Origin of the sequence: Kitasatospora sp. NPDC097691, from assembly GCF_040302665.1 — a bacterium.
GTDB lineage: Bacteria > Actinomycetota > Actinomycetes > Streptomycetales > Streptomycetaceae > Kitasatospora.
Genome location: NZ_JBEORY010000051.1, coordinates 1 through 26,884 on the forward strand (window position 1 = coordinate 1; position 26,884 = coordinate 26,884).

A 26,884-nucleotide genomic window follows, 5' to 3' on the forward strand; every position below is an offset into this window, starting at 1 on the left:
GCCGGAACTGCGCGGCGCGGCCTGAGCCCGCCGGGACGGTGCTGCGGATTTGCCGCATTTTCGGGCCAGCATCGGGCCAACATCTGATCAGAGCGGGGCGGCCCGATATCCCTGTGCGCAAGCGTGACAGTAATTCGCGCGGCGCGGGTGCGCTGGGACGGGGGATGCGCTACAACTATGTTAAATGCCGCGCGATGCCACGCTCCGAGCGCCGTGCGGTGCCGATGAATGCCGAAACGCCCCGATCGCGAAGAGCCCGATGCGCAACGATACCGAAGCGACCCTGGATCGTCCCGCGATGACTGACGGCCGTCCCAAGCTTTCCGATACGATCCGCAGCCATCTCGGCGATCACCTGCGCAGCGTCTACGATACGCTCGGCGCGGGCGAGGACACCCCGTCCCGCTTCGCGGAACTGATCGCCAAGCTCGAAGGCGCGCTGAAGGCGCAGGGCGAGCGGATCGATCCGGAATTCCGCAACGGACTCCTGGCCGCGGTGCCGTCCCTGCGCGCCTTCGCGCTGTCGCTGACCTCGAACCCGGCCCGCTCCGACGACCTCGTGCAGGACACTCTGCTCAAGGGCTGGCAGCACCGCGCCCGCTTCCAGCCGGGCACCAACCTCAACGCGTGGCTCTTCACGATCCTGCGCAACATCTTCTACTCGGATCACCGCAAGCGCGTGCGTGAGGTCGAGGATCAGGACGGCTCCTACGCCGCCCGCCTCGCCACCGCCCCGCATCAGGGCGACCGGCTCGATGTCGAGGATCTGCAATCGGCGCTCGCCAAGCTGCCGCCGGATCAGCGCGAAGCGCTCGTTCTGGTCGGCGCCGAAGGTGTCTCCTACGAGGAGGCGGCAACGATCATGGGCTGCAAGGTCGGCACGGTGAAGAGCCGCGTCAGCCGCGCCCGCGGGCGTCTGGCGGAGCTTCTCGGCTACGACGAGGAAGATCTCGGCTCCGACCGCTTCATCCAGTCGGCGATGCCGGACGCCTGAGGCGCGCCGGCGAAGCGGATTCAAGGGACTCCAGACTCCGAAGGCGGGGCGAGCGCCCCGCCCGCCGCCGACTTCGAAGAGCGGTCCGTGAGACGGCAGCGAGGAAGCCGTCAACCGCACGATCCCATACGGCGTCCGTTTGATGGTCTTGGGCTGTAGCCTGAGACGTCATCGCGAGCGAAAGCGAAGCGATCCAGGGACGCGACGTCTCCGGATCGTTCGGAGCGCTGGATGGCTCCGCCTCGCCGTGACGATCCGAGGCGATCGGGTGCCGGTACCGGACCCCGCGCGGCCGCCCCGCCTCGCCCTCGGGTGATCCGCCGCGTACCGAAAACAGTCGTGGGCGCCGGCCAACAGGCCGGCGCCCACGCGTCGTTGCGGTGTGACGGGCACTCAGGAGGTCGGGGGCACGTGCTTGTCGAGGAATGCGCAGGTGCGCTGCCACGCGGTCCGCGCGCTGTCCTCGACGTACATGTGCGGGCGGGCGTCGCAGGCGAAGGCGTGCCCGGCGCCCTCGTACACGTAGCTCTCGAAGTCGACGCCGGCGTCGCGCAGTGCCGCGTCGACGGCCGAGACGTGACCGGCGGGGATGGTGGGGTCCTCGGCTCCCACGTGCAGCAGCACGGGAGCGTCCACGTCTCCGGCACGGTCGACGACGGCGTGCGGCCCGGCGGCGATGCCGGGACCGTAGAAGACGACGGTGGCGCCGAGCCCCCGGACCGCCGTGGCCGCGGTGAAGGCGGCGCGGCCGCCGAAGCAGAATCCGTTGAGCACGGTTCGCGAGGTCGAGATGCCTTCCTGGGCGACGAGGTGGGCGAGGACGGCTTCGGCGTCCTCGATGACGGCCGCCGGTCCGATGGCGGCGATGAGCGGCATGGCGTCGGCGTGCTGCTCGTAGGGGAGGGTGCCGACACCGTTGCGGTGGAACAGGTCGGGGGCGAGCGCGAGGAAGCCCCAGGCCGCGTAGCGTCGGGCGATGTCCTGGATGTGGTCGTTGACGCCGAACGCCTCCTGGAGGACGATCACCGCCCGGTCGGCGGGCTGGTGGGGGCGCGCCGCGTACACGCGCATCGGGCCGTCGGCGGTGGCCACGGTGAACCAGTCGTCCGTCACGGCATCGGAGGTGTGCTGGTCGCTCATCATGTGAGCTCCTTCGGTGATGGGGGAGTGAGTGGGCTTGAGAGGGGACGGATTCGTCACGGGTGTGGTCCCGGACGACGACCCGCCCCCGGTTGCCCGGAGGCGGGTCGTCGTCCGACCGCCCTGCTTCGATGCGGTCAGGTGGTGCCGTCGCGTACGGCGCCGGCCGGCTCCTGCGAGGAGCTTCGAGGTCAGAAGCGCTTGACGAGGCTGACCGAGCGGTCGACGACGGTGAATCCCAGGCTCTGGTACAGGCCGAGGGCGCCGGTGGGGCTCTCGGCGTCGACGTCCAGCACGGCGCGCTCCAGGCCGTCGGCGCGCAGCGTCCGCATAACGCGGGCCAGCATGGTGCGGGCCAGGCCCTGCCCCCGTGCCTCCCGCCTCACTCCGACGGACGAGATGCACCCGAACGGGGCCCCGCGCAGCGGCCATTCCTCCGGCGTGACGTCCACGAGGACGAAGCCGACGACGCGCTCGCCCTCGGAGGCGTCGGGGACGACGGCGAGCACGGAGAGGTCCGGACGGGACGCCTTCAGCCGGTCACCGGCGGCCCATTCGGCGGCGGTCATCGGCTGAGTGCCCCAGTGGTCGCGGAAGGCCTCGTTCCATGCGGATCTGGCCCGCTCCGCCCAGCCCTCGTCGTAGGGCACGAACCGCATCCCCGGAGGAGACGGCGGTTCGGCGAACGGTGCCGCGAGGTCGCGTTCCAGCTCCAGCCACCACCGGGCGCGCTCGTAGCCGTGCGCCTCCAGGAGCCGGATCGTTCGGGTGGCACTCTCGTCCACGCCCACGGCCAGCCACCCGGGCAGGGTGGCGTCGCAGGAGGCGAGATGCTGGAGGCCGCGGGCCTCCTGCCAGGCGAGCAGCGCCGCGCCGATGCCCTCGCCGCGGCGGTCCGGGGCCACCGTTCCGTCGAGTTCCACCCAGAAGATCGTCTCCGGGGCCGACGGGGCCACGGCCGAGCCGTAGGCGACGGCTCTTCCGTCGGCGTCGACCGCGATCACCGCGTCTTGCTCGGGCACGAAGGTCTCGTCAGCGAACTCCTCCTCCAACTCGTCCCTCATCACCAGCGAGTGCGGGTGGTCGACCGTGCCGGCGGCGTGTTCCAGGTCGAGGATCAGGTCGATGTCGGCGGCGGTGACCGGCCGCCAGACGAGGTCTTCACCAGCAGTGGGCAAGTCGATGGTCGAAGGGGCGGTCACCCGGTCGGACAGTGCGCGCGAGTCCAGGTCGTGATGCGGTGTCCCGCTCACAGGGGTCCTACCTTTCAAGGAGGTTGCTCTGGTCATTTCTAGGATTGGAGAACCGGGGGCTCCGGCAAGGCGGTGAAGCCGGGTGGCCTCAGGGCTGGGAGCCCCTCGCGGAAAGCCGCTGGAGGTACTGCCAGCCCGCCTCGCGCTGGGTGGAGTTCCATACCTGACGGTTCTTGAAATCGGTTTCGACGGGGTCCGACCAGATCCTCGGGCCTCCCGCCGCCATGGCCATGAGCTGCGTGCGGCAGGCGCGCTCCAGCAGGACCGCGTACATCACGGCGGTGGCCGCGTCGGGCCCGACCGTGACGGCACCGTGGTTCGGCATCAGGCAGGCGTGCGCATCACCGAGGGTCTGGGCCAGGGCGACGCCGAGTTGGGCCGTCGCGATGAGCGCGCCCGTATGCGTGAACCGCGGCAACCGCGGCTCGCAGAAGGGGACCGCGTCGTGGGAGATGGGCCGCAGCTCGGTGTCCAGGGAGGCGAAGGCGGCGAGCGCCGGGGCGTGGGTGTGCACGACGCAGCCGACGTCGGGGCGGTGTTCCATGATCTCGGTGTGGATGTGGAACTCGATGTGGCGCTGGCCCCGGCCGTGGTGCACCTCCCCGTCCCTGTCCACGAGGAGTACGCGCTCGGCGTCCACTTCCTCGAATCCCCAGCCGGCGGCCTTCATCCAGACGCCGCGACCGTCGTGGTCGCGCACGGCGGCGTGTCCCCACACCATGTCGGTCAGACCTGCGGAGGCCAGCGCGCGGCTGGCGCGAACGGTGTCTTCTATCTCTTCCTTCATCACGGTTTCCGGTCAGCCCTGGTTCCAGTTCGTCACCAGCGGGGTGTCCACGCCGGTCGGTCCGGTCCCGGATGCGCCGCCGGGACTGTCGAGCGGCGCGCTGCGACCGGGCAGGGGCAGCGCGAAGAAGGCCCTGTTGTCCTCGGCCCAGGCCGGGTCCGTGTCGGCCGGCGCCGTGATGGCGGAGACCGGGCATTCGGTCAGGCAGGCGCCGCACTCGATGCACTCCGCGGGCTGGATGTAGCGCTTGGTGAGACCCTCGTAGATGCAGTCCACCGGGCACACGTCGACGCACGAGCCGTCGAGTTCACTGATGCACCTCTCGTTGATCACATACGCCATGTCGTCGCCTCTTCTTGCGGATGCGGTGGGATGGGTCGGAACGCCCGGTCCGAGGAGTGACCGGGAAAGACGTCCAGCCCCGGGCGCAGTCGGACGGCGAGGTTGTTGACCGCAGTGGCGGCCTCGCCGAACCCGACGGCCATGAGCCGGACCTTGCCGGGATAGGTGGTGATGTCACCGGCCGCGTAGACGCGGTCGACGCCGGTGGACATGTCGGTGCCGACCTCGATCTGCTGGCCGCTCAGGCGCAGCCCCCAGTCCTTGAGGGCGCCCAGCGAGGCGATGTGCCCCAGGGCCGGGATCAATACGTCGATGTCGAGACGCACCGAGGCCTGGGTGCCGCAGTCGCGCACGGTCACCGCCTCCACCCGGCCGGCGCCGTGGACCTCCGCGATCTCGCTGTTGGTCAGGATCCGAACGGTGGAGTCCATGAGCCGGTTCACCGAGTGCTCGTGGGCGCTGAACCGCTTCCTCCGGTGCACGAGGGTGATCTGACGGGCATACGGGGCGAGCGTGTTGGCCCAGTCGACGGCGCTGTCGCCTCCGCCGACAATCACCACGTCCCGGCCCGAGTACTCCTCGGGCGCGGCCACCACGTGGTGCACCCCACTTCCGTCGTACTTCTCGAGCGCCGGCAGCGGGCGCGGGGTGAAGCGGCCGATCCCGGCGGTGACGAGAACCGCGCCGGCCCGGATGCGGTGGCCGCTGCTCGTGGACACCGTGACCGAATCGGGTCCGCGATCCAAGGAGCCCGCGCCTTCGTTGAGCCGGATGACGGGTTCGGCGAGCCGGGCCTGTTGGACCAGTCGCTCGACGAGGCCCTGCCCGGTGACCGCGGGGAACCCGGCGATGTCGAAGATCTCCTTGGCCGGATAGAGGGCGGCGACCTGCCCGCCGAGGTGCGGCAGGCTGTCGAGCAGGGTGACTCCCAGGCCGCGCATGCCCGCGTAGAAGCAGGCGAAGAGACCGGCGGGGCCGGCGCCGATGATCAGCAACTCGGTCTGTGAGGTCATCGGTTCCGAAGCTGGAACGGACATGGTCAGCCCCACATCAACGGTTCGTCCAGGACGTTCGCGGAGGCCAGCTCGGCGTAGGCCCGGGCGGCTCCGGGGTGCAGCGGCAGCGGCGTACGCGCCATGTCGGCGGGAACGATCGGATACGTGACCGGCGTACGGTCCACCGGAAGGTGCGCGTACTGCGCTTCCAGGGCCCGACGGGTCTGCACCATGCACCACACGGCGAGGTGGGCCACGTCCTCGGGCAGGCCGTCGCGGCACAGCACCACGAAGTCGGAGAACTCGAGCGTGCGCAGGTCCTCCTGGAGCCCGGGCAGGTACCCGGCCTCCACGACTGCGTCGGACCAGCCCTCCGCGGCGAAGGCCCGTAGGACTTCGTCGCCCCACGGCAGGTACCTGACCGGGCGGGCCCGGTCTATGCGCTGCCACGGCGGAGTCATCAACGCCTCGTGAACCAGCACGTTCGCCTCGCCCGAGGCGAAGCGGCTGATGGCCGGGAAGGGGCGCTCGCTGTAGGCGAAGGTGAGCCCGTCCGGGTCCACACCCGCCAGGTGCAGCGCCTTGTGCGCCGCGAACCCGACGAGGTTGACGCCGTCGTCGGGCGAGGTCGCGACCACCAGCCGGTCGGCGATTGCGGCCAGTTCGGAGACGCTGTTCACCGGAAGGGCAGCGTCCACGGCCACGACGAGACGGTCACGCTGGCCGATCACCCCCAACGCGGACAGGCCGTCGAGCTCGCCCGCCCGGTGGAGCATCCGCACGGCGGCGGCCGGGGTGACGACGGTGATGTCGCACTCGCCGGCGCGCAGCGCCTCGATCTGGTCCCGGCCGCCGGTGCCCGACCAGATGGCGAACCGGGAACCGAGGGGCGCCCGGTCGCCCATCTCCTGGGCGATCCAGCCACAGATGCGGTGCATGTTGGCCTGCCCCCAGTCACCGCGGAACTGCAGGGTGACGGGGCGCTCCAGGCGCGGCGCCTCAGTCATTGATTTCCTCCGGCGACAGGCCGGAGGCCCGGTGAAGGCTCCCGCAGAGAGACATACCATTTCCTCTCATCCGTAATGGTGTCACTATGCGGAACAGTAGACCGCATGCTGCGACTAGATCAAGGCGTCGAACGGGGGGTGGAAATCGCTGCGCTACTGTGCTCTCGTGGATGCGAAGAGAGGCGAAAGCGCCGAGGAAGCAGGCCCTGCCGACCGCCCCAGCGGGCTGATCGGAGCGGTCGACAACGTGCTGCGCCTGCTGCGCCTGTTCGAGGACCACGAGATGATCCGGGTCAATCAGGTCGCCCGCGACATGAACCTGTCCCGCTCCACCGTCCACCGCATGCTGGCGACACTGAGCCACCACCAGTTCGTCGAACAGGACGAGTTCTCCCGTGCCTACAAGCCGGGCCCCGCGCTCGTCGACATCGGCCTGGCCGTGCTCGACAACATCGACATCAGGGGCCTGGCCCACAGCGCCCTCGTGGAACTGCGCGACAGGACCAACGAGACCGCTCATCTGGCACTCCTGCGCGGCACCAATGTGGTCTACGTCGACAGCGTCGAGAGCAGGCAGGTCCTGCGCACCGGCGGCCGGATCGGATGGACGCTGCCCGCGCACGGGACGGCGGCCGGCAAGGCTCTGCTCGCCGAACTGCCCGACGCCCAACTCGCCGCTCTGTACCCCTCGGGCGAACTCGAGGCCGTCACCCCCCGCACCCTCACCACTCTCGACGAGCTGCGGCGGCAGCTGGCCGAGGTGCGGCGCGTCGGCTACGCGCTCAACGACGCGGAGAGCGAGGAAGGCGTCAGTGCGGTCGCGGCAGTGGTACGCGACAAGCGGGGTCGCCCGCGCGCTGTGCTCGCCACGACGGCGCCACTGTCGCGCGCTGGCGCGACCTGGGCCGCCGAGACCGGCGGCGTGACTGCGGCCGTCGCGAGCGAACTGGGCTCCCGGCTGGGCTAGGTGATCGATGCGAAGGGTCGGCGGCTAAAGGCGTTCCGCGAGCGGATCGTCGCGAGGGTGAGCGCTTCGGCTCCGGGCCTCAGCGCGTCGCGGGCACCCGGGCCAGCGCGCGCAGGTCGGTGGCGGGGGAGGCCAAGGCCTCGCCGGTGACGGGATTCCCGCGCTCGATCAGGGTGCGTGCCGCTCGCAGCTCCCTGGGGCGGCCCATCCCGGCGGCGGCGACCAGGACGCCGCCGCGGGTCCAGAATCCGAGGAATCCGTCGTCCGTCTCCCCGTGGCGGAGGACGAACTCGTCCTCCGCCACGGGCCGTCCGTACATCTGGACGGTCCGGCCGAACTGCTCGGAATAGAAGTACGGCAGCGAGGTGTGCGACTCCTGCACGCCCGCCATGACGGCCCCGGCCACCGCGCCCTGCTTCTGGGCGTTGTCCCAGTGCTCGATGCGGCCACGACCGGACAGGTACGGGTTCGGTTGGTTCGTGACGTCACCGGCGGCGAGTATCCAGGGAACACTCGTGCGGCAGTGCTGGTCGACGACGATGCCCCGGTCGCAATGCACTCCGGCGCGTTCCGCGAGGGTGGTGTCGGGCCTCACCCCGATGCCGACCACGACGGTCGTGGCCGGCAGCACCTCCCCGGTGGACAGTTGGACCCCGGTGACGGTGTCCGTACCGGTGAAGGCGACCACGGACATCCCGGTGCGCAGCGTGACACCCGCTCGTTCGTGCAGGTCGGTCACCCGGGATGCCAGCGTCGGGCCCAGCGGGCCTTCCAGCGGCTGTGCGTTCATCTCGACGACGGTGACGTCCAGTCCGGCCTCTCGGGCGACCGCCGCCACCTCCAGCCCGATGAAGCCACCGCCCACGACGACCAGCGGCCCGCCCCCGCTCAGCCGCGCCGCCAGGATCCGGGCATCCCGCACGTCGCGCAGGGTGACGACGCCGGAGAGTCCGGAGCCGGGCACCGGCAGGGTGAGGGGGACGACTCCCGTGGCCAGCAGCACACGGTCGGCGTGCAGCACCTGGCCGTTGTCGAGCGTCACGGTGCGGTGCTGCGGCTCAAGGGCCTGGACGCGCGTGCCCAGGCGCAGGCCGATGCCGTGCTCGTCGTACGCCTCCCGAGGGGCGATGGGACGCAGGAATCCCGTTTCTCCACCAGTGATGCTCTTGGACAACGGAGGCCGCTCGTAGGGGAGTTCACCGCCCGATTCCACGACCGTCACCCGCCCGGCGAATCCGTGCTGCCGCATCGCGAGAGCAGCCGCGATGCCGGCCGCGCTCCCCCCGACGATGACATGGTGGTGCTTGGTGCCGTCCATTTGCGCCTCCGCTATCCCGTGCCCCACTGGGCAGACGGTGGCAAGGCTAGGAGCACGTTCCCGGCCGGGCGGAGAAGCGTTCCGGTGGGTGGGACGCCGTCATCAGGCCCGGGCGCCGAGGGTTGCCAACGAACGGATCCCGCGCCTACGGCCGACGATTCAGGCTGTGCCGAGTTCAGGATTCTGTGTATCGTCGACGATGTTGATCGCCGCCGCCGAGGCTGATTGCTCGCACGCTTCGGCTCGCTCTCGCGGACGGGATCGGAATCTCCCGGAGCAGGCTGTAGAACCACACCGCCTGCCTGCGCGACTGCGGCCTGGTCATCGTTCCCGACGGCCGCCGTGTCCGCTACGAGTTCACCTGTTCCCGGTCGGGTCACGTACTGGACGGCTGGCCGCACCGACCGCACATCACCGTTGCACTGGAGACCTCGATGTCCCGCACCATGCCTGCCGGCGTCCGTACCGCTTACGCCGCGGAGATGACGGCCGCCCGAACCGCTCCCGACCCCGCCGACCGGTGGCGCCACCTGGAACGGGCCCACATCTTGTCCCAGCCCTGGCCCTGGCCGCACACCCGCAACCACGTCGCCATGTTCGGCCTCGCGTTGCGACTGTGCGACCGGCGCGAAGCCCTCGGCCAAGTCCTCCGGATCATCGTCGCCGCCCCCGGATCGGCCCTCGGCCGCTACCCCGAAGGCAACACCGGCCGGGCGAACGTCCCCCTCACCCGCCCGATGCCGTTGCCCGACGATCTCGCCGCCGTTCTGGCCGGCTGACTTCAGGCCGACGGCCGACGGCGGGTCTCGCCGGGGCGGTGTGCCACCGTTGCGGCGAGGCACCGTCGGACTCCGTCTGGGAGGAGTCCGACGGTGCCTCGCCGTCTTTCAGATCCGGGGCGGGATGCTGACACTACTGACGTCGATCACCGTTCCCGTGGTGATCGAGGAGTCCTTCGACGCGAGCAGCACGTACGGTCCGACCACGTCCTCGGGCCGGACCACGACCCCGAGCGCCGTGCCCTTGCTGACGATCTGTTCGAGCGGCAGGACACGATCGAGGTGGGAATCCGCCAGCCCCATCGCTTGCGGCCCGCTGATACCGGTCTCCAGGACGCCCGGCGCCACCCCGTTCACCCGGATGTCGGGTGCCAGTTCATAGGCGAACTGGCGGAGCAGGCCGAGCGCCGCGTGCTTGGCCGCCGTGTAGATCGGTCCTCCTCCGGGGCCGGGGAAGAGCGCGGCGCTGGAGAGGGTGAGGATCAGGCTCCCTCGCGACTTGCGCAAGCACGGTGCGGCGGCCTTGGCCCCCAGCAGGTACCCCTTGACGTTGATCGCGAACAGTTCGTCGAAGCCGCCGGACAGCTCCTCCACGGGGGTGTCGGTCAGTGAGCGTGCGAAGTCCCACAAGCCGGCGTTGGCGACGAAGGTGTCCAGGCTGCCGAACTCCCGCTCGGCGAGGGAACACGCGTGAGCGTTGTCCTCGTACGAGGTGACATCGCCCCGGATGGTACGGACGGCGTCGCCCAGGTCGGCGTTCAGGTCGTCGAGTCGGTCCGCGGACCGGTCGAGTACGACCACTTGCGCCCCTTCGGCGACGAAACGCTCCACTATCGTCCGGCCGAGGCCGGAGGCGCCTCCGGTGACGACGGCCGACGTCTCGTCAAGCCATCCCATCGCGACCCCCGGTCGTGGTCGGAAACGCCGGGTCCGGGTGCCGCTGTTCGAGGCGTACGTACAGGTCGTCACCGTCCACGCGCACCTCGTGGGTCCGCAGCGGCCGGTAGGCGGGTGTGGAGAGCGCCGCGCCGGTGCGCAGGCAGAACTTCGCGAGGTGCAGAGGGCATTCGACGGAGCAGTCCTCCACCCAGCCCTCGGCCAGCGAGAAGTCCTCGTGGGTACAGGTGTCGTCGACGCAGAAGAACTCACCGTTCGTCCGGAACACCGACACGGGGGGAGCGGTGTCCAGTCGCATTGCCTGCTCGTCGGCCAGCTCGTCGACCCGGCAGGCGCGGATCCACGGCGATGCGGTGTTGTGTTCGTTCACAGGAAGATGCTTATGCTCGGTGCCAGCAGTGTGGTGGTGTCCAGCACGATCTTGCGGCGGGCCACCTGGAATCCCGGTTCCCGCGGGATCCGGCGCAGCAGATCGGTCCGCTCGCCGAAGAAGGTGTCGTGGTGGCGTTCCGCCCTGCTGCGCAGGACATGGAAGTTGGCCCGCACCTCGAAGGTGCCGTCGGCCAGTTCCACGGGACGGATGTTGGTGATCAGCCGGCGGGTCCTGGACGGCGGCTCCTCCGACCACGACTGGCCCGACGAGAGTCGGCGTACCCGCCCCCTCAGGAACGTCTTGTCGTCGTCGAAGAAGGCGGCGCCCTCCGGGCCCGCGACTTCGAGGCTCCGTTCGCGGACGGTCCGGGTCACCCGGGTCGGCAGCCAGTAGTGCACGTCGTCACTGAACAACTCCAGCCAGTCCTGGAACCGCTGGTCGTCGAGGAGTTCGGCCTCCCGGTACAGGAACTGCTCGATCTGGTGCTGGACCGTCGGGTCGACGGGCCTGCGGGTGTCGGGCGTGGCGGTGGTCATGCCGTGTGCACCTCCTGCTGCTGCCGGTTCCGGTCGAGTTCGGCGATCTGCTGCCAGGACAGGCCGGACATGAGGTCGGCCCAGCGCTGGTACATGCCGCGGGCAGCCATCTCGGTGTACATGTCGTCGGTGACACGGCCGGGCATGCCGTCCGTGCCCTGTTTCTCGTGGCCCAGGCCCATCTGGGCGTTGAAGAGCGACTTGCGGGCCATGTGCCCACGCAGGACCTGCTGGATCTCCGTCCAGTTCTCCCCGTCGTCGGTCTCGAAGACGCCAGCGGGGCTGAAGGACCGGATGGTGCTGGTCCGGATCTCGTTGCGGACCTCCTCCGGCGCGCCCTGGGGCACGAAGGTCCAGGCCCAGACCTCGATCTGCCCCGGGCCGCGCGGATGCCAGACCCGCATGGTGTTGTTGATGTCGAGCCACGAGAAGTTGGGGAAGACGGTGTTGTGACCGTTCGCGGCGAGGGCACGCTGTTCGCCGCCGCGCCGGTAGATCTCCTCACGGTGGGCGTCGAGCCAGGCGTCGAACTCGGGCCCCGACTGGGAGGGGAGGATGTCGGGTCGCAGGGCGAACCCCGCGCCGTGCCCGTTGCCGGAGAACTGGCGGCCCGGCACGGTCAGGTTCAGCTCGTGCAGTTCGGCGAGTATCTGCGGGTCCTCGACGAGGGCCACCAGGGCGGAGGTGTGGGAGGACGGCACGTGGTACATGTCGCTGGCGAACTGTTCGGCAGCGAACTTCCAGTTGCAGTCGATCACCCACTTGGTGGCGCCGGGTACCAGGCTGATGCCCTCGTCGTACCGGTCGGCCATGGCGTCGAGTTTCCACACCATGTCGCCCAGGTACTCCTCGAAGGAGGGCGCGTCCTCGTCCCAGGTGCCGAAGTAGAAGCCCTTGTGGTTGTGCACCCGCGGAACCCTCCGCGGACCCCAATTCGACTTGTCGATCTCGTTGTGGTAAGCGCGCTCCTGCATCGGTACGTTCACGAGCTCACCGGCCAGGTTGTACGCCCAGCCGTGGTAGGTGCAGGTGAACGCCCTGGCCACGCCTTCGTCGCTGCGACAGATCCGCATTCCGCGGTGGCGGCACTGGTTGAGGAACGCCTTGACCGATCCGTCGCGCTGGCGAACCACCAGCACCGGGTCCTCGGCCATGTACGCCTGGACGAAACTGCCGGGCTTGGGCAGCTGGCTGTCGTGTGCCAGGAAGAGCCAGCTTCGGGCGAAGACCTGCTCCAGTTCGGCCTGGTAGATCTCGGGGTCGGTGTAGATGCTGGGGTGGATCAGCCCGTTCTCGGGCTGGACCAGCTCGCTGACATCGAGCATGACGGTGCCTTTCGCGGCTATCGGCCGGTCGGGGGAGTGGGCGGGGCGGTGAAGCGGTGGCCCCAGTTGCTGGTCGTCTCGTAGTGCGTCACGGTCCAGTCCCGGTCGTCGATGACGCGGCCGTTCCAGCCGTACTCGATGTCGAACCCGGACGGCGTGCGCACGTAGAAGGACGTCACTCGGTCGTTGGAGTGCTCTCCGAGGGAGATCGGCACGGGGGCGCCCGCCTGGTTGACGGTGTCCATTGCCCGGCCCACCGCGTCCAGGGTCGTGACCTCCAGCATCAGATGGCCGACGCCGGAGGCCGGCGCGCCCTCCAGCGCGGCGAACGCGACCGAGTGGTGGCGGGGATTGCAGTGCAGGAAATGCGCGGACTGCGGGCCGAAGGAGATCGTGTCGGAGAGCAGGAATCCGAGGTTGTCCGTGTAGAAGGCCGCGGCCTTCTCCGTGTCGGCGGCCAGCAGGAAGACGTGCCCGATCCCGACTTCGCCGTGCTCGGTCTCTCCGGCGACGAAGGTGACACCGCGGGGGGAGGAGAAACCGGTCCGGTCGACGGTCGCTCCCCAGTACGCCTCGACCCGGTTGCCGCCGCCGTCGCGGAAGCTGATCAACTGGCGGACACGGCGGCGCTCGGCCAACGCCGCGTCCTCGCGCACCTCGATGCCGCGCGAGCGCAGCGTTCCCGCCAACTGCTCCAGGCCCTCGCGCGACCTGACCTCCAGGCCGAGCGCGACGAGGGACGCCGGGCCTGCGGGAGCACCGGCCTCCACCGCCAACCGCCAGGACCGGCTGTCGTTCTTGAAGAAGAGGGTGTCCGGGTCCGGCGAGTGGCCGAGCTGGAGCCCCAGCACCTCCGTGCCGAACTGCTTCCACTCCTCCAGGGGGCCTCGCACGACCACGTAGCCCAGGGCGCTCACGATGCTCATTGTTCTCCTTCGGTATGGATCGGCCGGGCTACAGCTGCCCGGCGAGGAACGACCGGGCGACGGTGTTGAAGTGGGTGGCCTGCTCGATCTGTGCCCAGTGCCCGCAGTGCGGGATCAGGTGCAGACGGGCGTTGGGGATGCGGCGCGCGAACCACTCGCTTCCCTCCGGCGGCACGATCACGTCCTCCCGCCCGTGCACCAGCAGCACGTCGTTGGGAATGCGGTTCAGGGCGATCTCGGGGAGGCCGGGGCCCATGCCGGGCGCCATCGTGAACGTCTGCCGGTGGGAACGCTCCACCTCCGGGCGCACCGCCACCGCCAGTCGCTCCTCGGCGATGGTTCCGAGCCGGTCGCCGAACAGGGCGGGGTCGTGGAGCATGAAGGAGATCAGCTCGGCCATGGCCCGGGGGGTCGGGTCGTCGTAGAAGTTGATCAGCCGCATCATCGCCGGGGTCGGCCCGGCCATGTTCCCGGCGCCTGCGGCTCCCATCAGGACCGCCTTGCCGAAGCGCTCCGGAGCACGGGCCAGCAGGTGCAGCGCCAGTGCGCCGCCCATCGAGTTGCCGACCAGATGGACCCGGTCGAGGTCGAGTTCGTCGAGCAGCCCCAGCACGGCATCTACGTTCTGCCGGATGCGGGCGCCGGGCGGGGTGTCCGGGTGGCTGGAGTCGCCCCAGCCGACCTGGTCGATGACCAGGCAGTCGTAGGAAGAGGCGAACGCCGGGATGGTGCCGCTGAAGTTGGACATACCGGTGGCGCCGGGGCCCGAGCCGTGCAGGAAGAGAACGGCATCCGTGTTGCCCTCCCCGGCTCGGTTCAGCCGAATGCTGTGCTGCCCTGTTTTCACATCGGATGTGACGATCGAGTTGCCCATGAGTCTTGCTCCACTGATTGAGTCACCTTGGCACCCGCGGAGTGGCCCGTGGCCACCAGTCGCCCGCGCCCGCGTCCGGGGCCGGAGCCGGAGCCGGAGGCCTCCGCCACGACGGCGGGCCCAGCGGGGGAGGGCGGGTGCGGAAGGTGGGTTACCGCCGGCCCGTGCGGTGGAGGCGACCGCGATGTGAGGACACGGGGGTCACCGCGGTCGCCTCCACTGAGGATGAGTCTCGGCCCGCGGGGCCTCGTGCGGGGAGGACCGTTCCGGTGGTCGGAACGCCACCGCGTCCGCATCACCGGACGCGGAAGCCGGTGCCCTCCGGGCCGGATCCGGTGACCGAGGGTGTCCCGGCCACCGGGACAGTGGTCCCTCGTTGCGACGGTCCGGTGGCTACGGTGCCGCCATGCCGAGCCCCATGGACCAACCCCCCTCCCGTTACGGGCGTTTGCTGTTCGCCCTGTGCTTCTCCGGCGTCGTCGCGGGAGCGATGCCGGCAGTCGTCGTGCCGGTCCTGCCCAACATCGCGCAACAGCTGGACGTTTCCGTCGGCACGGTCAACTGGTCGGTCACGGTAGGCCTGTTGGTGTCGGCCGTCACCGTCCCGGTCTTCGGCCGGATCGCCGACCTGCGCGGTGGCCGTAGTGTGCTGGTGTGGTGTCTGTCGGCGCTCACCGCCGGCGCGGTGCTGTCCGCCCTCGCCCCGTCCGTCTGGCTGCTGCTGCTCGGCCGTACGCTCCAGGGCACGACGGGAGCCGTGTTCCCCCTGGCCATCACGGTGCTGTACCGCGAAGTGCCCGGAGAGCACCGCACCTCCGCCATGGCACTGATGTCCGGAACGCTCGCCGTGGGCGGCGGGCTCGGCCCGGTGATCGCCGGCGTGCTGAACCGGGTCGACCCCGACTACCGGGTGCTGTTCTGGCTCTGCGCCGGGCTCGGAACGATCTCGCTGCTCCTGGTGCTCCTGTTCGTGCCCCGCCGGGGGACGGCCGTCGACACCGGACGAGTGGACGTCACGGGAGCCACCCTGCTGGGCACCGGCCTGGTGCTGGTGATGCTGCCGCTGTCGCAGGGGGCCGACTGGGGCTGGACTTCGACGCCGGTCGTCGCGATGGCCGTCGGCGCGGTGGCGGCGCTCTGGTTCTTCCTGCGGGCGGAGAGCCGCCGGCACGACCCCCTGCTGGACCTGGAGCTGCTGCGCCGCCGACCGATCATGATCGCGAATCTGGTGTCCGCGCTGGTCGGCGCCGTCATGTACCTCTCCGCGCTGCTCCTGGGCCACCTCGCGCGCAGCACACCAGAGTCCTCGGGCTACGGCTTCGGCGCTTCGGCGCTGACCGCCGCCGCGGTCTACTTGCTGCCGCCCGCCGTCGCGGCCGTGTTCGCCGCGCCGGTCGGCGGTCGGCTGATCGTCCGCCACGGCAGTCGCCGCACCCTCGTCCTGTCCGGCCTCGCCGGCATCGTGGGCTTCGCCGTCCTGGCCCTGGCCCACGATCGGACCTGGCAGGTGGTGGCCTCCGGTTTCACCATCGGGGTGATGGTGAGCCTGGGGTACGCCGCGCTTCCGGCGCTGCTGGCCCAGTTCGTACCCCCGTCCCAGGTCGGTATGGCGAACAGCGCGAACGCGCTGACCCGTTGGGTGGGTGGCGCGGCGGGAAGCAGCCTCGTCACGGCGGTGCTGGCCGCCTTCACCCCGGAGGGAGGTGGTGCGCCGCGGGAGAACGCCCTCGTGGTGCTCGCGGCAACCGGAGCGGCCATGGCCGCGGCCGTCGTCCTCCTGGCGGGGTTCGGACTGTTCGTACCCCGTGCCGCCGGTGCTCCGGGGCGTCGGCGCTCAGGGGGCCGTCACTGACCGGCCGGTGACGCTCTCCTTGATGGCCGTCAGGACGAACTGGCGCAGGCGACGCATCCCGGTGGCGACGCCGGAGGTCCCGCTTTCGGTGAAGGCCACCAGTCCGGCGGTGAACGACACGGTGAGTTCCGCCAGCTCCTTCGCGAGTTCCGTCGCGTCCGGTGCTCCGCAGTCCCGGGCGACCGGTTCGATGGCGGCGGTCAGCTCGTCCCGTACGCGACGGCGCGCCTCGCGGACCAGGGGTGCGATCTTTCCGTCCTTGTCCTCCTGCAACTGCAGCAGGAACATCAGCCGCATGAAGGGCGCCTGGTCGCCCATGACCTCTGCGGCCCGGTCGTAGTAGGCACCGAGGCGGTCGAGCGGGTCGGCGTCGCGCAGTTCCTCCACCACGGGAAGGCCGTCGAAGAACCGGGTGGAGGCACGGTCGACGACCGCCGCCAGGAGGCCGAACTTGTTGGTGAAGTGGTGATAGATCGAACCGACCGGCAGCCCGGACGCCTGGCAGACCTGGACGATGGTGACATCCGCATAGCCTCGCGAGCTGAACAGGCTCTCGGCGGCGTCCAGCATCTGGTCCCGGTTCGACCTGGTCGTATCCATGGTGTTCACCCTATCCACCTGCCGCGAGGGGCTGGAGGCCCGAGACGGACACCAGCGAACGGGAGATCGCCCCGGCAGCCTGGCGAAGCGCGTTGATCAGAACGTGGCCGCTGCCGGCCGAGGCCGCGAATCCGACCGAGACGGCGGCGACGGCACGGTGCTGGGCCAGCACCGGCACCGCCACGCAGGCCAGTCCCTCGACGGCCTCCTCCCGGTCGACCGCGAATCCGTCGGTCCTGATAACGGCCAGTTGCCCGCGGACGTCCTCCGCCGACTTCAGGGAGTGGGCCGTCCTGCGGTGCAACGGCCCGCCGAGGGCATCGGCCACCCCCCGCTCCTCCGAGAACGCCAGCATGGCCTTGCCGATGGCGGTGCAGTGGGCGGGCAGCCTGCCACCCACCACGGCGGGGGACGGATCGCCTTTCCGGCTGCGGAGTTTCTCCAGGTAGACGGCCTCCCCGCCCCGCAGGATCGCCAGGTGCAGGGTCTGTCCGGTGACGCGGTGCAACTCTTCCAGATGCACCATCGCGGCGTCCCGGAGAGCCACCTCCGGGGGCAGGGCACCCAGGGTGAACATGCGCAGTCCTACGCGGTAGCCGCCGTCGTGCTGTTCGACCGCCCCCACCTCCATCAGCATGGCCAGCACCCGGTGCGTGGTGGACTTCGGCAGCTCGCTGCGGCGCATGATCTGCGCCAGGGTCAGCACCCGTCGGCTGTGGCTGAACGATCCCAGGACCCGAAAGGCCTTCCACAGGACCGACGGAGCCAGTGAGCTCCCCGGGGCGTCGAAGGGTGTCAGGTCCGGCAACGGTTGATCGGTCATTTCTGTGATCACCTCAACACGCTTAGAATGATTACTCTAGAATCATTATTCTAAGACGCTACTGGCGCACGTCGAACCGGTCAACAAGGGGCGCGTTCGGTCGTCCGGTCGAGATCCGGATGTCACCGGGAGCGACACGCGCCGGTCAGCGGATCGGCTCGGTGACGAGAGTGAGGATCATCCCGAGGCCGAGGACGGCGAGGAAGCCTCCGGCGGCCTTCGTCAGCCACGGGAGGACGCGGGAGAGCTTGGCGAGTGCGTGCCTGGAGCCCAGTGCGACGGCGACGAGAAGGTCCCAGGCGAGCACGATCGTGACCATCCACGCCCCGTAGAGCATCAGCGACACCGGGCCGGCGTCGCTGAGAGCTGCGGCGAGGCTGACGTAGAACAGGACGTTCTTCGGATTGAGCAAGCCCGAGGCGAGTCCGAGGCCCAGGCTCTTCGCCCAGCCGATGCGTCCGGCTCGCGGTTGGTCCGTGAGCTCGACGCTGACCTCGGCCCGGAAGAACGCGATCCCGATCCAGACGAGGAACGCGCCGCCGGCCGCCTGGATGACGCGCAGGACCGCAGGTGTCGAGATCAGCGACAGCCCCGAGAATGCCGCAGCGATGAGGATGCCGTTCGCGCAGGCGATCCCGACGCATATGCCGCCGGCGTTGCGCCGACCGCTGGCCGTCGCGGTGCGGGCGATGAGGAAGAAGTCCACCCCGGGGATCAACAGGGCGAGGAAGTGCGCGACGGCGACGGCGAGGAACTGCTCCATCGTTGCTCCAGGGGCGTTGACGACGATCTACTTCGCCAACTCTGGAGCGGCAGCCCGGTGGGGTCTTGAACGAAGTTGCGTCAGCGGCGGTACGCGCCGGGAGTGGCGGCGACGTGGGCCCGGAACACCCGGTGGAAGTGACTCTGGTCGGAGAAGCCGAGCGCGTGCGCGGTGTCGGCGAGCGATCGCCCGTCGCGGAGCATCGCCCGTGCGGCGATGACGCGGTCGTTCTGCCGCCATGCCAGCGGCGGCAGCCCGGTGGCCTGCTTCATGGCCCGGATGAGCTGGTACTTGTCCATCCCGACGACCTCGGCCAGCTCATCGAGTGCCGGGGTCGGCTCGTCCTGGTGCAGCCGGTCGATCACCGTGCCCAGGCGGGTCAGGAGGGCCGCGTCGGTGGTGGGAAGGATCCGGCGGTGCGGTTCGAGCCCCGCGCAGTCCTGAAGGGCTCGACGGAACTCGGCTTCGATACGTTCGGCATCGGCCTCGAGGAAGAGCAGATCGTTGACGGCGCTGAACCGGTCGTGCAGGCCCGGGTGGCGGTAGACGTTGATCCCGGCCGGCGCGCTCCCCGACTCGTCGGACAGGAGCGTCGTGATCCAGTCCTGATCGGCCTGGATCATCTGGTACGTCCAGCGGCCGTGCTGCGGATTGCAGGCGTGGACGTGCCCGGCCGGGATGAGGATCACGTCGCCCGCCACGAGCGGGAGGGCCTCGCCCGCCGCTCCGGAGAACACGGTCGTGCCGGAGTCGATCAGTCCGATCGAGAAGCGGTCGTGGGAGTGCGGCCGGTAGCAGGTGACCTCCTGGCAGGAGCGCCGTGATTCCAGGTGCGGCAGGAGCGCGCTGTGCCAGAACTCGGGCATCGGCCGCCACCCACCTCGTGTCAAGGGACAGGGATCACCCCGGCTGGTCCGCCGCCGGCGCTGAAATGTCCGAATTGACGCTATCGGTGCCGGTCGAAGCCTGTCAAAGCCCCTCGGGTGCGCCAGGGCGTGCGAATCCGAGAGCGCGGATCCAACCGCCTCCCCGTGTCTGCGCCGCTTGCCACCCGACGATGATAAGTGTCACTATGGCGACCACTGTTCCGCATGATGCAACATCCCTCGCAGAAGGAGAAGTTGTGAGCAAGCTGAGCTCATCGGTCATCGAGTCGGAGAAACTGAAGGAGACGCGGCGGATCCCCTCGCCCGACCCCGACCGCGAACCTCTCAAAGCCAATGTCTACGAGCAGATGGCGAAGGCCGCCGCCCAGCTCACCCCGCTGTTCCCGTACGACGAGGCGGGTGCCATCGTGCCGTGCGGCAGCGTGATCATGGGCGGTCCCGACAAGGCGTACGGGCACTTCTTCCACTGGAACGCGGTCAACGAGGTCATCGTCAACTACGGCTCCAACGAGTCGATGCTCGCCTCCGGCCAGATCATGGCGGCCCAGAACCTGCACGGGGTGAACTCCTTCCTGCGCAACGAGAAGAACCCCGAGGCCTTCGCCGTCATCGTGGTCACCCAGCACCAGTCCGACGAAGGCGACCAGGGCGAGGCGATGATCGCCCGCTGCACGAACTGCAAGGCGGAGCTCCTCCGACACGACTACGACTCGACGCCCTTCCCGCTGCCCGGCTACGACGCCGAGCGTCACGGCCAACCGGGTGTCCCGGTGCGCCAGTTCGCCACTGCGCTCGGCTCCGCCGAATTCAGTGTCCTGCGCAACACCGACGAGGGCCGCACGTGTGACGCCTGTGGTCACGTCAACGACCTGTTCCCCAGCGAACTCTGGGGCTGGCGCAGGGAGGTCGCCCAGACCCGCGCCGTGAACTCGTCCCACCAGGCACTGCGTGAGGCCGCACCCACCCCGACCGAGCAGGAGAAGCAGTCGTGAACCGTCGCCGCACGCTCAACGCCTTCGACGCCGCCGTCGAGATCGGCAACTACGAGGACATCGCCGTCCTGCCCGCCGACACCGACCCCCAGATCTACCTGTCGCGCAACTGGCTGCCGCAGCCCTTCCACCTCGTCTGCGAGAAGGACACCGTGCTCAGCCAGCTGTCCGGAGCGGCGCAGGTGCACCTGCGCGACAGCTCGGTGAACCGGTTCCGCATGGACCTGGGCGACCACGTCTACGTGCCTGCCGGGACCCCGCACCGGATCGTGCCCCTCCAGGAAGGCGTCACGATCCGGTACCTGCCGCTCAAGGCCGGCCTGCAGGGCGCCGTCTGGTTCTGCGCAGGGTGCGAGAGGGAACTGCACCGCTTCGAGTGGGAGCACGACAACGACACACCGGCCGCCCTCATGTACGCGGAGGCCTGTGCCCGATTCACCGCCGACCTTCGCGCGCGTACCTGCGCCGGCTGTTCGGCGGTCCACCCCGAGATCGACCTGGCGGACTTCGCCTGGCCGGTCTCCGTTCCGGCCTGACCCGTACTCGCCTTCTCGGCTGGCGCTGAGAAGGCGAGGGGCCAGGTCCGGCGCAGCGAGCGCACCGCACACCAGGGCCGGCCGAGGACGATCCCCCGATCCACCGGGGGCGTCCTCGGCCGGCCCTTCCTGTCGACTGGGAGAGGTCCGGGCGCATCCACATCGCCGACCAGGTACGGGAGAGGGCCACGGTTCACCGTTAGAGCAGCTGATGCTCAGCATCAGAAGCAATATCTTTTCTGCGGATCGCTGATGAGCCACCCTGTCCAGACAGCTGCAACCCGCTCTTGCCGCTGGGCCTGCTCGGCGGACATCCGCAATCCGCGGTGAACTGCCGGGAGAGCCGTCTGTCGAGCCGCACCGCACGTCCTCACGTGGCTGCGGCTTCGGCCAGAGAAAATCCCTGCCGGCTTCCACGCCGCCACGAACGGAGCACCACCCGATGGGCAACCCCACACCAGTCGGACAGCGCGACGACTCCCAGATGCCTCGTTACGGGGGGCTCACGACCTATGCGCTCCTGCCTCGCATCGAGGAAGTGCCCCATGCTGATGTAGCCGTCCTCGGAGTCCCCTTCGACAGCGGAACCAGCTTCCGACCGGGGGCCCGATTCGGGCCCGCGCACATTCGCGAGAACTCGCGGCAGTTGCACCCCTACCACCAGTTCCTGGACGTGTATCCGTTCAACTGCCAACAGGTGGCCGACGCAGGCGACGTCGCGGCCGGCCCGTTCGACATCCAGCGTGCCGTCGCGGTGATCGAAGCGGCTGCGCGGCGTCTGGTGGAAGGGGGAACGCGCATCGTGGCCCTCGGTGGTGACCACACCGTCGCGCTGCCCCTGATGCGGGCCGCGGCCGCTGCCCACGGCCCCCTCGCAGTCCTCCACTTCGACGCGCACCTGGACACGTGGGACATGTGCCACGGCGCGAGCGTGTGGCACGGCTCGCCCTTCAGGCGCGCTTCCGAGGAAGGCATCCTCGACCTGAACCACTGTCAGCACGTGGGAACGCGCGGCGGCGTCTACGATCCCAGCGAACTGGTCGACGACCGGAAGGCCGGGTTCGAGCGGATCGACAGCCAGGAGTTCCAGGACCGCCCGATCGACGACATCGTCGCGCAGATCCGCCGACGGCTGGGAGCGAGGCCCGTCTACGTCTCCGTGGACATCGACGTCCTGGATCCCGCCCATGCCCCCGCCACCGGGACCCCGGAAGTCGGTGGACTGACGACCCGTGAACTCTTCGGCACCCTCCGCGGCCTGTCGGGGCTGAACATCGTCGGATGCGACATCGTGGAGGTCGCCCCCGCCTACGACCATGCCGACGTCACCGGGCTCGCCGCGGCACACACGGCCTGGGAACTGATCTCGCTCATCGCACTCGGCGAGAACCGGGCTTCGGCGAAGGGCGCCTGAACGAAGGCGCTCCACGTGTGAATCCACCCGCGGCCGATCAGCCTCACGGCCTCAGTCGTACCCCCCACCTGCGTCGATTCCGACCTGGAGGCACCGCAGGAGCCTTCAACACTGCCCGGATGAATCCCCAGCGGTCGGCGCAGGTGGCGCGGATGGTCTCGCCGACGGGGACCTCGGCCCGCCGAGCTGATGGCGCATCACCGGCGATCCCGCAGCACACCACAGGAAGTCGGCCTTCCTCCGCACGCCCGTGCCGAAAAGTCAGCCCCGCCCCACGAAAGGCACGACCTCATGCCAGACGAAACAAGACCCCGTCAACAGCTGCTGCGCCGCAAGCCGGTCTCGGCCTTCCTGACCGACTCCGACCAGGCGGGCGGGCATCCGGCCGGCGGACTGCACCGGACCGTCGGAACCTTCCACCTCACGATGATCGGCGTCGGGGCCACCATCGGTACGGGGATCTTCTTCGCGCTCAGCACGGCCGTTCCCGAGGCCGGGCCCGCGGTGATCCTCTCCTTCGTGATCGGCGCGGTCACCGCCGCACTGACCGCCTTCTGCTACGCCGAGCTCACCTCGGCGGTGCCGGTCTCCGGCTCCTCCTACTCCTACGCCTACGCGACGCTCGGCGAACTCGCCGCCTGGGTGGTCGGCTCCTGCCTGGTCCTGGAGTACGCCGTCTCCGGTGCGGCGGTGGCCGTGAGCTGGGGACAGTACCTCAACGACCTCACCCAGCGCCTCTCCGGCTTCACCATGCCCGCCGCGATCGCCGCGCCGCCCGGGCACGGCGGCTACGTCAACCTGCCCGGGGTCGCCCTGGTCGTCCTGTGCTGTCTGCTGCTGATCCGGGGAGCAAAGGAGTCGGCACTGGCCAACACCATCATGGCGTTCATCAAGCTGGGCGTACTCACCCTCTTCATCGCCATCGGCGTCACCGGCTTCCACTCGGCCAACCTGCACCCCTTCGCGCCGCTCGGCTTCGCCGGCATCAGCGCCGCCTCCTCCTCGGTCTTCTTCTCCTTCATCGGCCTCGACGCCGTCTCCACCGCCGGCGAGGAGGTCAAGAACCCGCAGAAAGCGCTGCCCCGCGCGATCATCGGCGCGCTCCTGGTGGTCACCGCCTTCTACTGCCTCGTCGCCCTGGTCAGCGTCGGCGCGCAGAAGTGGACCCTCTTCGACGGCCAGGACGCGGGCCTCTCCGCGATCCTCCAGCGCGTCACGGGCCAGACCTGGCCCGGCGCGATCCTGTCGGCAGGCGCGGTCGTCTCCATCGTCAGCATCACGCTGATCGTCATCTACGGCCAGACCCGCATCCTCTACTCCATGAGCCGTGACGGCATGCTCCCGCCGCTCTTCCGCAAGGTGAACCCGCGCAGCGGCACCCCTGTCGGCAACACCCTCATCGTCGGCGCGTTCATTGCCGCGCTCGCCGCATTCGTCCCGCTGGACTGGCTGGCCAACCTCACCTCCATGGGCACACTGGTCGCCTTCTCCGTCGTCTCGGTCGGCGTCATCGTCCTGCGCGTGCGCGAGCCCCGGCTGAAGCGCCTCTTCAAGGTCCCCGGATACCCGGTCGTGCCGGCCCTGTCGGTGCTCTTCTGCGGCTACCTGATCTCGAACCTCCCGGCCGACACCTTTATTCTCTTCGCCGGCTGGCTGGTCCTCGCACTCGCCGTCTACTTCGGCTACAGCCGCAAGCACTCGCGGCTGGCCGCGACCGAAGCCGTGGCGGCACCGCTGGAGCCTGCCGCGGCCGGCTGATGCTCCCGACGTCCGGCAACGCTGTGCTGAGCGAGGCGTCCCCGAGCGGACGAGCGCCAGTGGGCGGCTCGGCTGGACTCGGGTGACGCCGGACGCGCGGAACGATCAGGGTTCAGCTCCGTCCGCCGCCGGATCGATCACCGGACCGGTTACTGTCGTTGAAGCCGCGTTGGACGAGCAGAGCGGTCAGGGCTTCGACCGCCGGTGACGAGTCTGCGTCGCGCGTCGTCACGTGGATGTCGTGGGTGAGACCGGCTGGTTGGGAGACCTCAAGGTAGGACACGCCACTGCGCGGAACCGCGGCAAGAGCGGGAACGAGAGCGACGCCGAAGTCGGCAGCCACCAGCAGCAGCAGGATGTCGTACTGGTCCGTGCGGAAGGCGATGTCCGGCTCGAAGCCCTCCGCGCGACAGAGGAGTTCCGTCGCCGCCTGGAAGCCGGAGCTGGGCAATGCGGACAGCCAGGTCGCCTCCGCGTAGTCCTGGAGCCTCGCGCTGGTCTGTCCCGCCCGCTGGAGGTGGGGCGGCACAGCCAGCAAGAGTCGGTCGCGGTGGAGGAGTACCTGCCGCAGGCCGCGAAGATCCGGCTTCGGCAGGCGCCCGTACTCGTGGGTGACCGCGAGGTCCAAGTCGCCGTTCACCACCGCCGGCATCGACAACTCCGGCTCCGCCTCCGTGAACGTCATCCGCACGTCCTTGTAGCGCTGCCGGAAGGCCATCAGGGCAGGCACAACGAGGCCGGTCGCCACACTGTTGAACGCCGCGACACGGATCCTCCCCCCGCGCAGTCCGGACACCGCGTGCACCGCGGCCTCGGCGGCATCGAGCTCGGCGAACACACGATGAGCATGTTCGACCAGGACCCGGCCCGCTTCGGTCAGGCGAACGCTACGGGTGGAGCGTTCCAGCAGGGCGATCCCCAGCTCCTGTTCCAGGGCGGAGAGCTGTTGCGAAGCCGCCGAAGGCGTACAGCCTGCCAGCTGAGCGGCTCCCGCAATGGTCCCTGTGCGGACGAGGTCCCGAAGCAGGCTAAGCCTACGAGTGTTGAGCATGAGAGAAACTTACGCTGACGTGACCCCGCGCCCGGACCCCTGTTGCCGGCACTGGGCTCGGGCATCTGTGACCAGCGCTCCGGCCAGAGACGCCCCCCGTTTCCAGACCGCGGCACCGGAGCGGTCCGAGGCGTGGCCACGCCGCTCGCCGGAGGACCTCGCCAGGCCCGAGGACCGGCCTCCGCCCGCCGACTGCGACCCGATCGAGGGCTCGGGCCAAGGCGTGAACCCTGGCCCCACTCACCTGAATCCGGGTTTCCGGCACGTTCTCCCAAGGTCAAAACGCGTTGTCGAGAGGCTGGTCCGGTGACAGGATCGGTGCAGTGAACGACGAACAGTCTCAGAACACCCCCGCAGTGCGCCCCATCACGGATGCCGATGTCCCCACAGCGGTCGAGACCCTCGGCCGCGCTTTCGCCGACTATCCCTTCACCCGGCATGTGATCGCTGCCGACGATCACGAAGCGCGGATCAGGCGCTTCCAGGAAATCTGCCTCACCCGTATCGGCATGGTCTACGGCCGCGTGTGGGTCGCTGAGGGCGGCGTGGCCGTGGCCGTCTGGTCCGTTCCGGATCAGGACCCCTCGCCTGCCTTCGCCGAGATCGGCCCGATGATCGGCGACCTCACCGGCGACCGACAGGCCGCCTACGAATCCGCTGAGCAGGCCGTGGGACCATACCGGCCGCAGGAGCCGGCATGGTTCCTCAACACCGTCGGGGTCGCGCCCGAGTTCCAAGGGCGCGGCCTTGGCAGCGCCGTGCTGCTCCCCGGCATCGAAGAGGCCGAACGCTGCGGCTACCCCGCGTTCCTGGAAACCTCCAGCGAGGCCAACGTGCGGTTCTACGAGCGGCTCGGCTTCCAGGTCTTGGCTGATGTCCAGCTCCCCGATAGCGGCCCCCGGACGTGGTGCATGCGCAGGGACCCGCGCTGAGAGCCTGAAACTGTTGTCTGCGGTGAAGGTCTGTCCACGCGCTTTCACGGCCGGTTCGAGCGGCCGGCGTTCGCCGGGTGCTCACCGTCGCTACGGCCCCGCAGGTGGAGACCTCCTGCCGTTCGACCGGCACCCAGAACCGCACCCTCACATCATCACCAGTAACCAGGGCAGAGGGCCCAGGCAGAAGGGTCGGGTCACCCGGGGGAATCTCACCCCCGGGCTCCCACCGGGCACCCTCGTCAGCAACAGGCAAGCTGCCGACGACCAGTACCGCCGCTACATCGAACTGATCAACCAGGAACGCCGCAGCAGGCAGTGATACCCGTCTGAGGTCAGGCGCTGGCTGGGTGCAATGTGGGGCAAGTCAGCCGCGCGGGCCGGGGGAACTGCCAACCCGTTACTGTCCGAGGGCGACGCAGGCACGTCGTACGGAGGCGGCGGCCCTTGGTGCCGCGGGCGATACCGGCACTACCCCTCCACCGCGCAGCCGGTCCCTGGTGGCAGCTCCGACAGACCAGTGGGAACCCTTCGCCCGTGCATCCAGATCGACTTCCCGGCCCGGGACTCGTGAAGGAAGCGACAGAACGGCAGCACGTCCCGCGCATAGGCCTCTTTACCATTCGTCGCCCGCGCCACCGCCAGACGGCCTTGGTTTTTACAAACCGAGGCGTTTCTAGGACGTCATCTGACCTGTAATCGGGAAAGTTGGATCGCCGTGCGGCCATGATGCAGGGCCAGCGTGAGCCGAGGACGTTGCTCC

At 69.5% G+C, this 26,884-nt stretch carries 27 protein-coding genes and 1 pseudogene; 10 read left to right on the forward strand and 18 right to left on the reverse strand.

Going from position 1 to position 26,884, the window contains the following annotated elements:
* Nucleotides 1-259 precede the first annotated feature (259 nt).
* The gene (locus tag ABTY56_RS28375; protein ID WP_350632040.1) at nt 260-994 is read left to right on the forward strand and encodes a sigma-70 family RNA polymerase sigma factor; all 735 of its coding nucleotides are present in this window, start codon (nt 260-262) and stop codon (nt 992-994) included.
* Nucleotides 995-1,387: 393 nt separating this feature from the next.
* Here ABTY56_RS28375 and ABTY56_RS28380 read toward each other — a convergent pair whose 3' ends face one another.
* The 6 genes from ABTY56_RS28380 to ABTY56_RS28405 all read right to left on the reverse strand — a co-directional run bounded on the left by ABTY56_RS28380 (nt 1,388) and on the right by ABTY56_RS28405 (nt 6,518).
* Nucleotides 1,388-2,134 carry a dienelactone hydrolase family protein gene (locus tag ABTY56_RS28380; protein ID WP_350632041.1) on the reverse strand — a complete coding sequence of 249 codons (747 nt, stop codon included), beginning with the start codon at nt 2,132-2,134 and terminating at the stop codon, nt 1,388-1,390.
* Between the two features lie 191 nt (nt 2,135-2,325).
* On the reverse strand, nt 2,326-3,387 hold the full coding sequence (locus tag ABTY56_RS28385; RefSeq protein ID WP_350632042.1) for a GNAT family N-acetyltransferase: 1,062 nt from the start codon (nt 3,385-3,387) through the stop codon (nt 2,326-2,328).
* A gap of 88 nt (nt 3,388-3,475) precedes the next feature.
* On the reverse strand, nt 3,476-4,174 hold the full coding sequence (locus ABTY56_RS28390; protein WP_350632043.1) for a class II aldolase/adducin family protein: 699 nt from the start codon (nt 4,172-4,174) through the stop codon (nt 3,476-3,478).
* A gap of 12 nt (nt 4,175-4,186) precedes the next feature.
* Nucleotides 4,187-4,516, reverse strand: a complete 330-nt coding sequence (locus ABTY56_RS28395; RefSeq protein WP_350632044.1) for a ferredoxin family protein — start codon at nt 4,514-4,516, stop codon at nt 4,187-4,189.
* Nucleotides 4,504-5,529 (reverse strand): NAD(P)/FAD-dependent oxidoreductase, encoded by a 1,026-nt coding sequence (locus tag ABTY56_RS28400; protein WP_350632045.1) that lies wholly within the window; start codon nt 5,527-5,529, stop codon nt 4,504-4,506. Before ABTY56_RS28400 ends, ABTY56_RS28395 begins: the two co-directional genes overlap by 13 nt.
* Before the next feature lie 26 nt (nt 5,530-5,555).
* Nucleotides 5,556-6,518 carry a TAXI family TRAP transporter solute-binding subunit gene (locus ABTY56_RS28405; RefSeq protein ID WP_350632046.1) on the reverse strand — a complete coding sequence of 321 codons (963 nt, stop codon included), beginning with the start codon at nt 6,516-6,518 and terminating at the stop codon, nt 5,556-5,558.
* Between the two features lie 166 nt (nt 6,519-6,684).
* On the opposite strand from ABTY56_RS28405, the gene ABTY56_RS28410 reads away from it, so the two are divergent.
* On the forward strand, nt 6,685-7,485 hold the full coding sequence (locus ABTY56_RS28410) for an IclR family transcriptional regulator (RefSeq protein WP_350632047.1): 801 nt from the start codon (nt 6,685-6,687) through the stop codon (nt 7,483-7,485).
* Nucleotides 7,486-7,564: 79 nt separating this feature from the next.
* On the opposite strand, the gene ABTY56_RS28415 is transcribed toward ABTY56_RS28410, so the two are convergent.
* A complete protein-coding gene (locus ABTY56_RS28415; protein ID WP_350632048.1) occupies nt 7,565-8,803 on the reverse strand; it encodes an NAD(P)/FAD-dependent oxidoreductase in 1,239 nt (412 codons plus the stop codon).
* A gap of 248 nt (nt 8,804-9,051) precedes the next feature.
* Between ABTY56_RS28415 and ABTY56_RS28420 the strand changes: the two are divergent.
* Nucleotides 9,052-9,192: pseudogene (locus ABTY56_RS28420) on the forward strand (transcriptional regulator); the annotation flags it as partial.
* Between the two features lie 45 nt (nt 9,193-9,237).
* A complete protein-coding gene (locus tag ABTY56_RS28425) occupies nt 9,238-9,582 on the forward strand; it encodes a DUF3703 domain-containing protein (protein ID WP_350632049.1) in 345 nt (114 codons plus the stop codon).
* A 108-nt stretch (nt 9,583-9,690) separates the two neighbouring features.
* Here the strand turns inward: ABTY56_RS28425 and ABTY56_RS28430 are convergent, their stop codons facing one another.
* Genes ABTY56_RS28430 through ABTY56_RS28455 form a run of 6 tightly spaced genes read right to left on the reverse strand, consistent with a single transcriptional unit; the run spans nt 9,691 to nt 14,513 of the window.
* Nucleotides 9,691-10,479: an SDR family oxidoreductase gene (locus tag ABTY56_RS28430; protein ID WP_350632050.1), complete on the reverse strand. Its 789-nt coding sequence runs from the start codon at nt 10,477-10,479 to the stop codon at nt 9,691-9,693.
* Nucleotides 10,466-10,849, reverse strand: coding sequence for a bifunctional 3-phenylpropionate/cinnamic acid dioxygenase ferredoxin subunit (locus ABTY56_RS28435; RefSeq protein WP_350632051.1), 384 nt, complete (start codon nt 10,847-10,849; stop codon nt 10,466-10,468). The genes ABTY56_RS28430 and ABTY56_RS28435 overlap by 14 nt, the downstream gene beginning before the upstream one ends.
* Nucleotides 10,846-11,388 (reverse strand): aromatic-ring-hydroxylating dioxygenase subunit beta, encoded by a 543-nt coding sequence (locus tag ABTY56_RS28440; protein WP_350632052.1) that lies wholly within the window; start codon nt 11,386-11,388, stop codon nt 10,846-10,848. Before ABTY56_RS28440 ends, ABTY56_RS28435 begins: the two co-directional genes overlap by 4 nt.
* Nucleotides 11,385-12,713, reverse strand: coding sequence for an aromatic ring-hydroxylating dioxygenase subunit alpha (locus ABTY56_RS28445; protein ID WP_350632053.1), 1,329 nt, complete (start codon nt 12,711-12,713; stop codon nt 11,385-11,387). The genes ABTY56_RS28440 and ABTY56_RS28445 overlap by 4 nt, the downstream gene beginning before the upstream one ends.
* Nucleotides 12,714-12,730: 17 nt before the next feature.
* Complete coding sequence (locus ABTY56_RS28450; RefSeq protein WP_350632054.1) at nt 12,731-13,639, reverse strand: VOC family protein; 909 nt, start codon at nt 13,637-13,639, stop codon at nt 12,731-12,733.
* Between the two features lie 28 nt (nt 13,640-13,667).
* Nucleotides 13,668-14,513: an alpha/beta fold hydrolase gene (locus ABTY56_RS28455; protein ID WP_350632055.1), complete on the reverse strand. Its 846-nt coding sequence runs from the start codon at nt 14,511-14,513 to the stop codon at nt 13,668-13,670.
* Nucleotides 14,514-14,919: 406 nt separating this feature from the next.
* Between ABTY56_RS28455 and ABTY56_RS28460 the strand changes: the two genes are divergently transcribed.
* Entirely contained in the window at nt 14,920-16,365 is a 1,446-nt protein-coding gene (locus ABTY56_RS28460) for an MFS transporter (RefSeq protein ID WP_350632056.1), read from the forward strand.
* Here ABTY56_RS28460 and ABTY56_RS28465 read toward each other — a convergent pair.
* The 4 genes from ABTY56_RS28465 to ABTY56_RS28480 all read right to left on the reverse strand — a co-directional run bounded on the left by ABTY56_RS28465 (nt 16,348) and on the right by ABTY56_RS28480 (nt 19,417).
* Complete coding sequence (locus ABTY56_RS28465) at nt 16,348-16,965, reverse strand: TetR/AcrR family transcriptional regulator (protein ID WP_350632057.1); 618 nt, start codon at nt 16,963-16,965, stop codon at nt 16,348-16,350. The two genes, ABTY56_RS28460 and ABTY56_RS28465, sit on opposite strands and share 18 nt — an antisense overlap.
* Nucleotides 16,966-16,975: 10 nt before the next feature.
* A complete protein-coding gene (locus ABTY56_RS28470) occupies nt 16,976-17,788 on the reverse strand; it encodes an IclR family transcriptional regulator (RefSeq protein WP_350632058.1) in 813 nt (270 codons plus the stop codon).
* A 145-nt stretch (nt 17,789-17,933) separates the two neighbouring features.
* A complete protein-coding gene (locus tag ABTY56_RS28475) occupies nt 17,934-18,551 on the reverse strand; it encodes a LysE family translocator (protein WP_350632059.1) in 618 nt (205 codons plus the stop codon).
* A gap of 80 nt (nt 18,552-18,631) precedes the next feature.
* Nucleotides 18,632-19,417, reverse strand: coding sequence for an AraC family transcriptional regulator (locus tag ABTY56_RS28480; protein WP_350632060.1), 786 nt, complete (start codon nt 19,415-19,417; stop codon nt 18,632-18,634).
* A gap of 257 nt (nt 19,418-19,674) precedes the next feature.
* Here ABTY56_RS28480 and ABTY56_RS28485 point away from each other — a divergent pair, with 257 nt between their 5' ends.
* From ABTY56_RS28485 to ABTY56_RS28500, 4 genes are all read left to right on the forward strand, one after another.
* Nucleotides 19,675-20,430: a hypothetical protein gene (locus ABTY56_RS28485; protein ID WP_350632061.1), complete on the forward strand. Its 756-nt coding sequence runs from the start codon at nt 19,675-19,677 to the stop codon at nt 20,428-20,430.
* Nucleotides 20,427-20,966 carry a cupin domain-containing protein gene (locus ABTY56_RS28490; RefSeq protein WP_350632062.1) on the forward strand — a complete coding sequence of 180 codons (540 nt, stop codon included), beginning with the start codon at nt 20,427-20,429 and terminating at the stop codon, nt 20,964-20,966. Before ABTY56_RS28485 ends, ABTY56_RS28490 begins: the two co-directional genes overlap by 4 nt.
* A gap of 442 nt (nt 20,967-21,408) precedes the next feature.
* Entirely contained in the window at nt 21,409-22,380 is a 972-nt protein-coding gene (speB, locus tag ABTY56_RS28495; protein ID WP_350632063.1) for an agmatinase, read from the forward strand.
* 291 nt (nt 22,381-22,671) lie between these two features.
* Nucleotides 22,672-24,138: an APC family permease gene (locus tag ABTY56_RS28500; RefSeq protein ID WP_350632064.1), complete on the forward strand. Its 1,467-nt coding sequence runs from the start codon at nt 22,672-22,674 to the stop codon at nt 24,136-24,138.
* Nucleotides 24,139-24,250: 112 nt separating this feature from the next.
* Here the strand turns inward: ABTY56_RS28500 and ABTY56_RS28505 are convergent, their stop codons facing one another.
* Nucleotides 24,251-25,189: a LysR family transcriptional regulator gene (locus ABTY56_RS28505; protein ID WP_350632065.1), complete on the reverse strand. Its 939-nt coding sequence runs from the start codon at nt 25,187-25,189 to the stop codon at nt 24,251-24,253.
* A 323-nt stretch (nt 25,190-25,512) separates the two neighbouring features.
* Between ABTY56_RS28505 and ABTY56_RS28510 the strand changes: the two genes are divergently transcribed.
* Nucleotides 25,513-26,121 (forward strand): GNAT family N-acetyltransferase, encoded by a 609-nt coding sequence (locus tag ABTY56_RS28510; protein ID WP_350632066.1) that lies wholly within the window; start codon nt 25,513-25,515, stop codon nt 26,119-26,121.
* The last annotated feature ends 763 nt before the right edge of the window (nt 26,122-26,884 follow it).

Coding starts and splice junctions, on each gene's coding strand:
- ABTY56_RS28375 (WP_350632040.1), top strand. CDS start 260: ATGCGCAACGATACCGAAGCGACCCTGGATCGTCCCGCGATGACTGAC.
- ABTY56_RS28380 (WP_350632041.1), bottom strand. CDS start 2,134: ATGAGCGACCAGCACACCTCCGATGCCGTGACGGACGACTGGTTCACC.
- ABTY56_RS28390 (WP_350632043.1), bottom strand. CDS start 4,174: ATGAAGGAAGAGATAGAAGACACCGTTCGCGCCAGCCGCGCGCTGGCC.
- ABTY56_RS28395 (WP_350632044.1), bottom strand. CDS start 4,516: ATGGCGTATGTGATCAACGAGAGGTGCATCAGTGAACTCGACGGCTCG.
- ABTY56_RS28400 (WP_350632045.1), bottom strand. CDS start 5,529: ATGACCTCACAGACCGAGTTGCTGATCATCGGCGCCGGCCCCGCCGGT.
- ABTY56_RS28405 (WP_350632046.1), bottom strand. CDS start 6,518: ATGACTGAGGCGCCGCGCCTGGAGCGCCCCGTCACCCTGCAGTTCCGC.
- ABTY56_RS28415 (WP_350632048.1), bottom strand. CDS start 8,803: ATGGACGGCACCAAGCACCACCATGTCATCGTCGGGGGGAGCGCGGCC.
- ABTY56_RS28425 (WP_350632049.1), top strand. CDS start 9,238: ATGTCCCGCACCATGCCTGCCGGCGTCCGTACCGCTTACGCCGCGGAG.
- ABTY56_RS28430 (WP_350632050.1), bottom strand. CDS start 10,479: ATGGGATGGCTTGACGAGACGTCGGCCGTCGTCACCGGAGGCGCCTCC.
- ABTY56_RS28440 (WP_350632052.1), bottom strand. CDS start 11,388: ATGACCACCGCCACGCCCGACACCCGCAGGCCCGTCGACCCGACGGTC.
- ABTY56_RS28445 (WP_350632053.1), bottom strand. CDS start 12,713: ATGCTCGATGTCAGCGAGCTGGTCCAGCCCGAGAACGGGCTGATCCAC.
- ABTY56_RS28450 (WP_350632054.1), bottom strand. CDS start 13,639: ATGAGCATCGTGAGCGCCCTGGGCTACGTGGTCGTGCGAGGCCCCCTG.
- ABTY56_RS28455 (WP_350632055.1), bottom strand. CDS start 14,513: ATGGGCAACTCGATCGTCACATCCGATGTGAAAACAGGGCAGCACAGC.
- ABTY56_RS28460 (WP_350632056.1), top strand. CDS start 14,920: ATGCCGAGCCCCATGGACCAACCCCCCTCCCGTTACGGGCGTTTGCTG.
- ABTY56_RS28465 (WP_350632057.1), bottom strand. CDS start 16,965: ATGGATACGACCAGGTCGAACCGGGACCAGATGCTGGACGCCGCCGAG.
- ABTY56_RS28470 (WP_350632058.1), bottom strand. CDS start 17,788: ATGACCGATCAACCGTTGCCGGACCTGACACCCTTCGACGCCCCGGGG.
- ABTY56_RS28475 (WP_350632059.1), bottom strand. CDS start 18,551: ATGGAGCAGTTCCTCGCCGTCGCCGTCGCGCACTTCCTCGCCCTGTTG.
- ABTY56_RS28480 (WP_350632060.1), bottom strand. CDS start 19,417: ATGCCCGAGTTCTGGCACAGCGCGCTCCTGCCGCACCTGGAATCACGG.
- speB (WP_350632063.1), top strand. CDS start 21,409: ATGGGCAACCCCACACCAGTCGGACAGCGCGACGACTCCCAGATGCCT.
- ABTY56_RS28500 (WP_350632064.1), top strand. CDS start 22,672: ATGCCAGACGAAACAAGACCCCGTCAACAGCTGCTGCGCCGCAAGCCG.
- ABTY56_RS28505 (WP_350632065.1), bottom strand. CDS start 25,189: ATGCTCAACACTCGTAGGCTTAGCCTGCTTCGGGACCTCGTCCGCACA.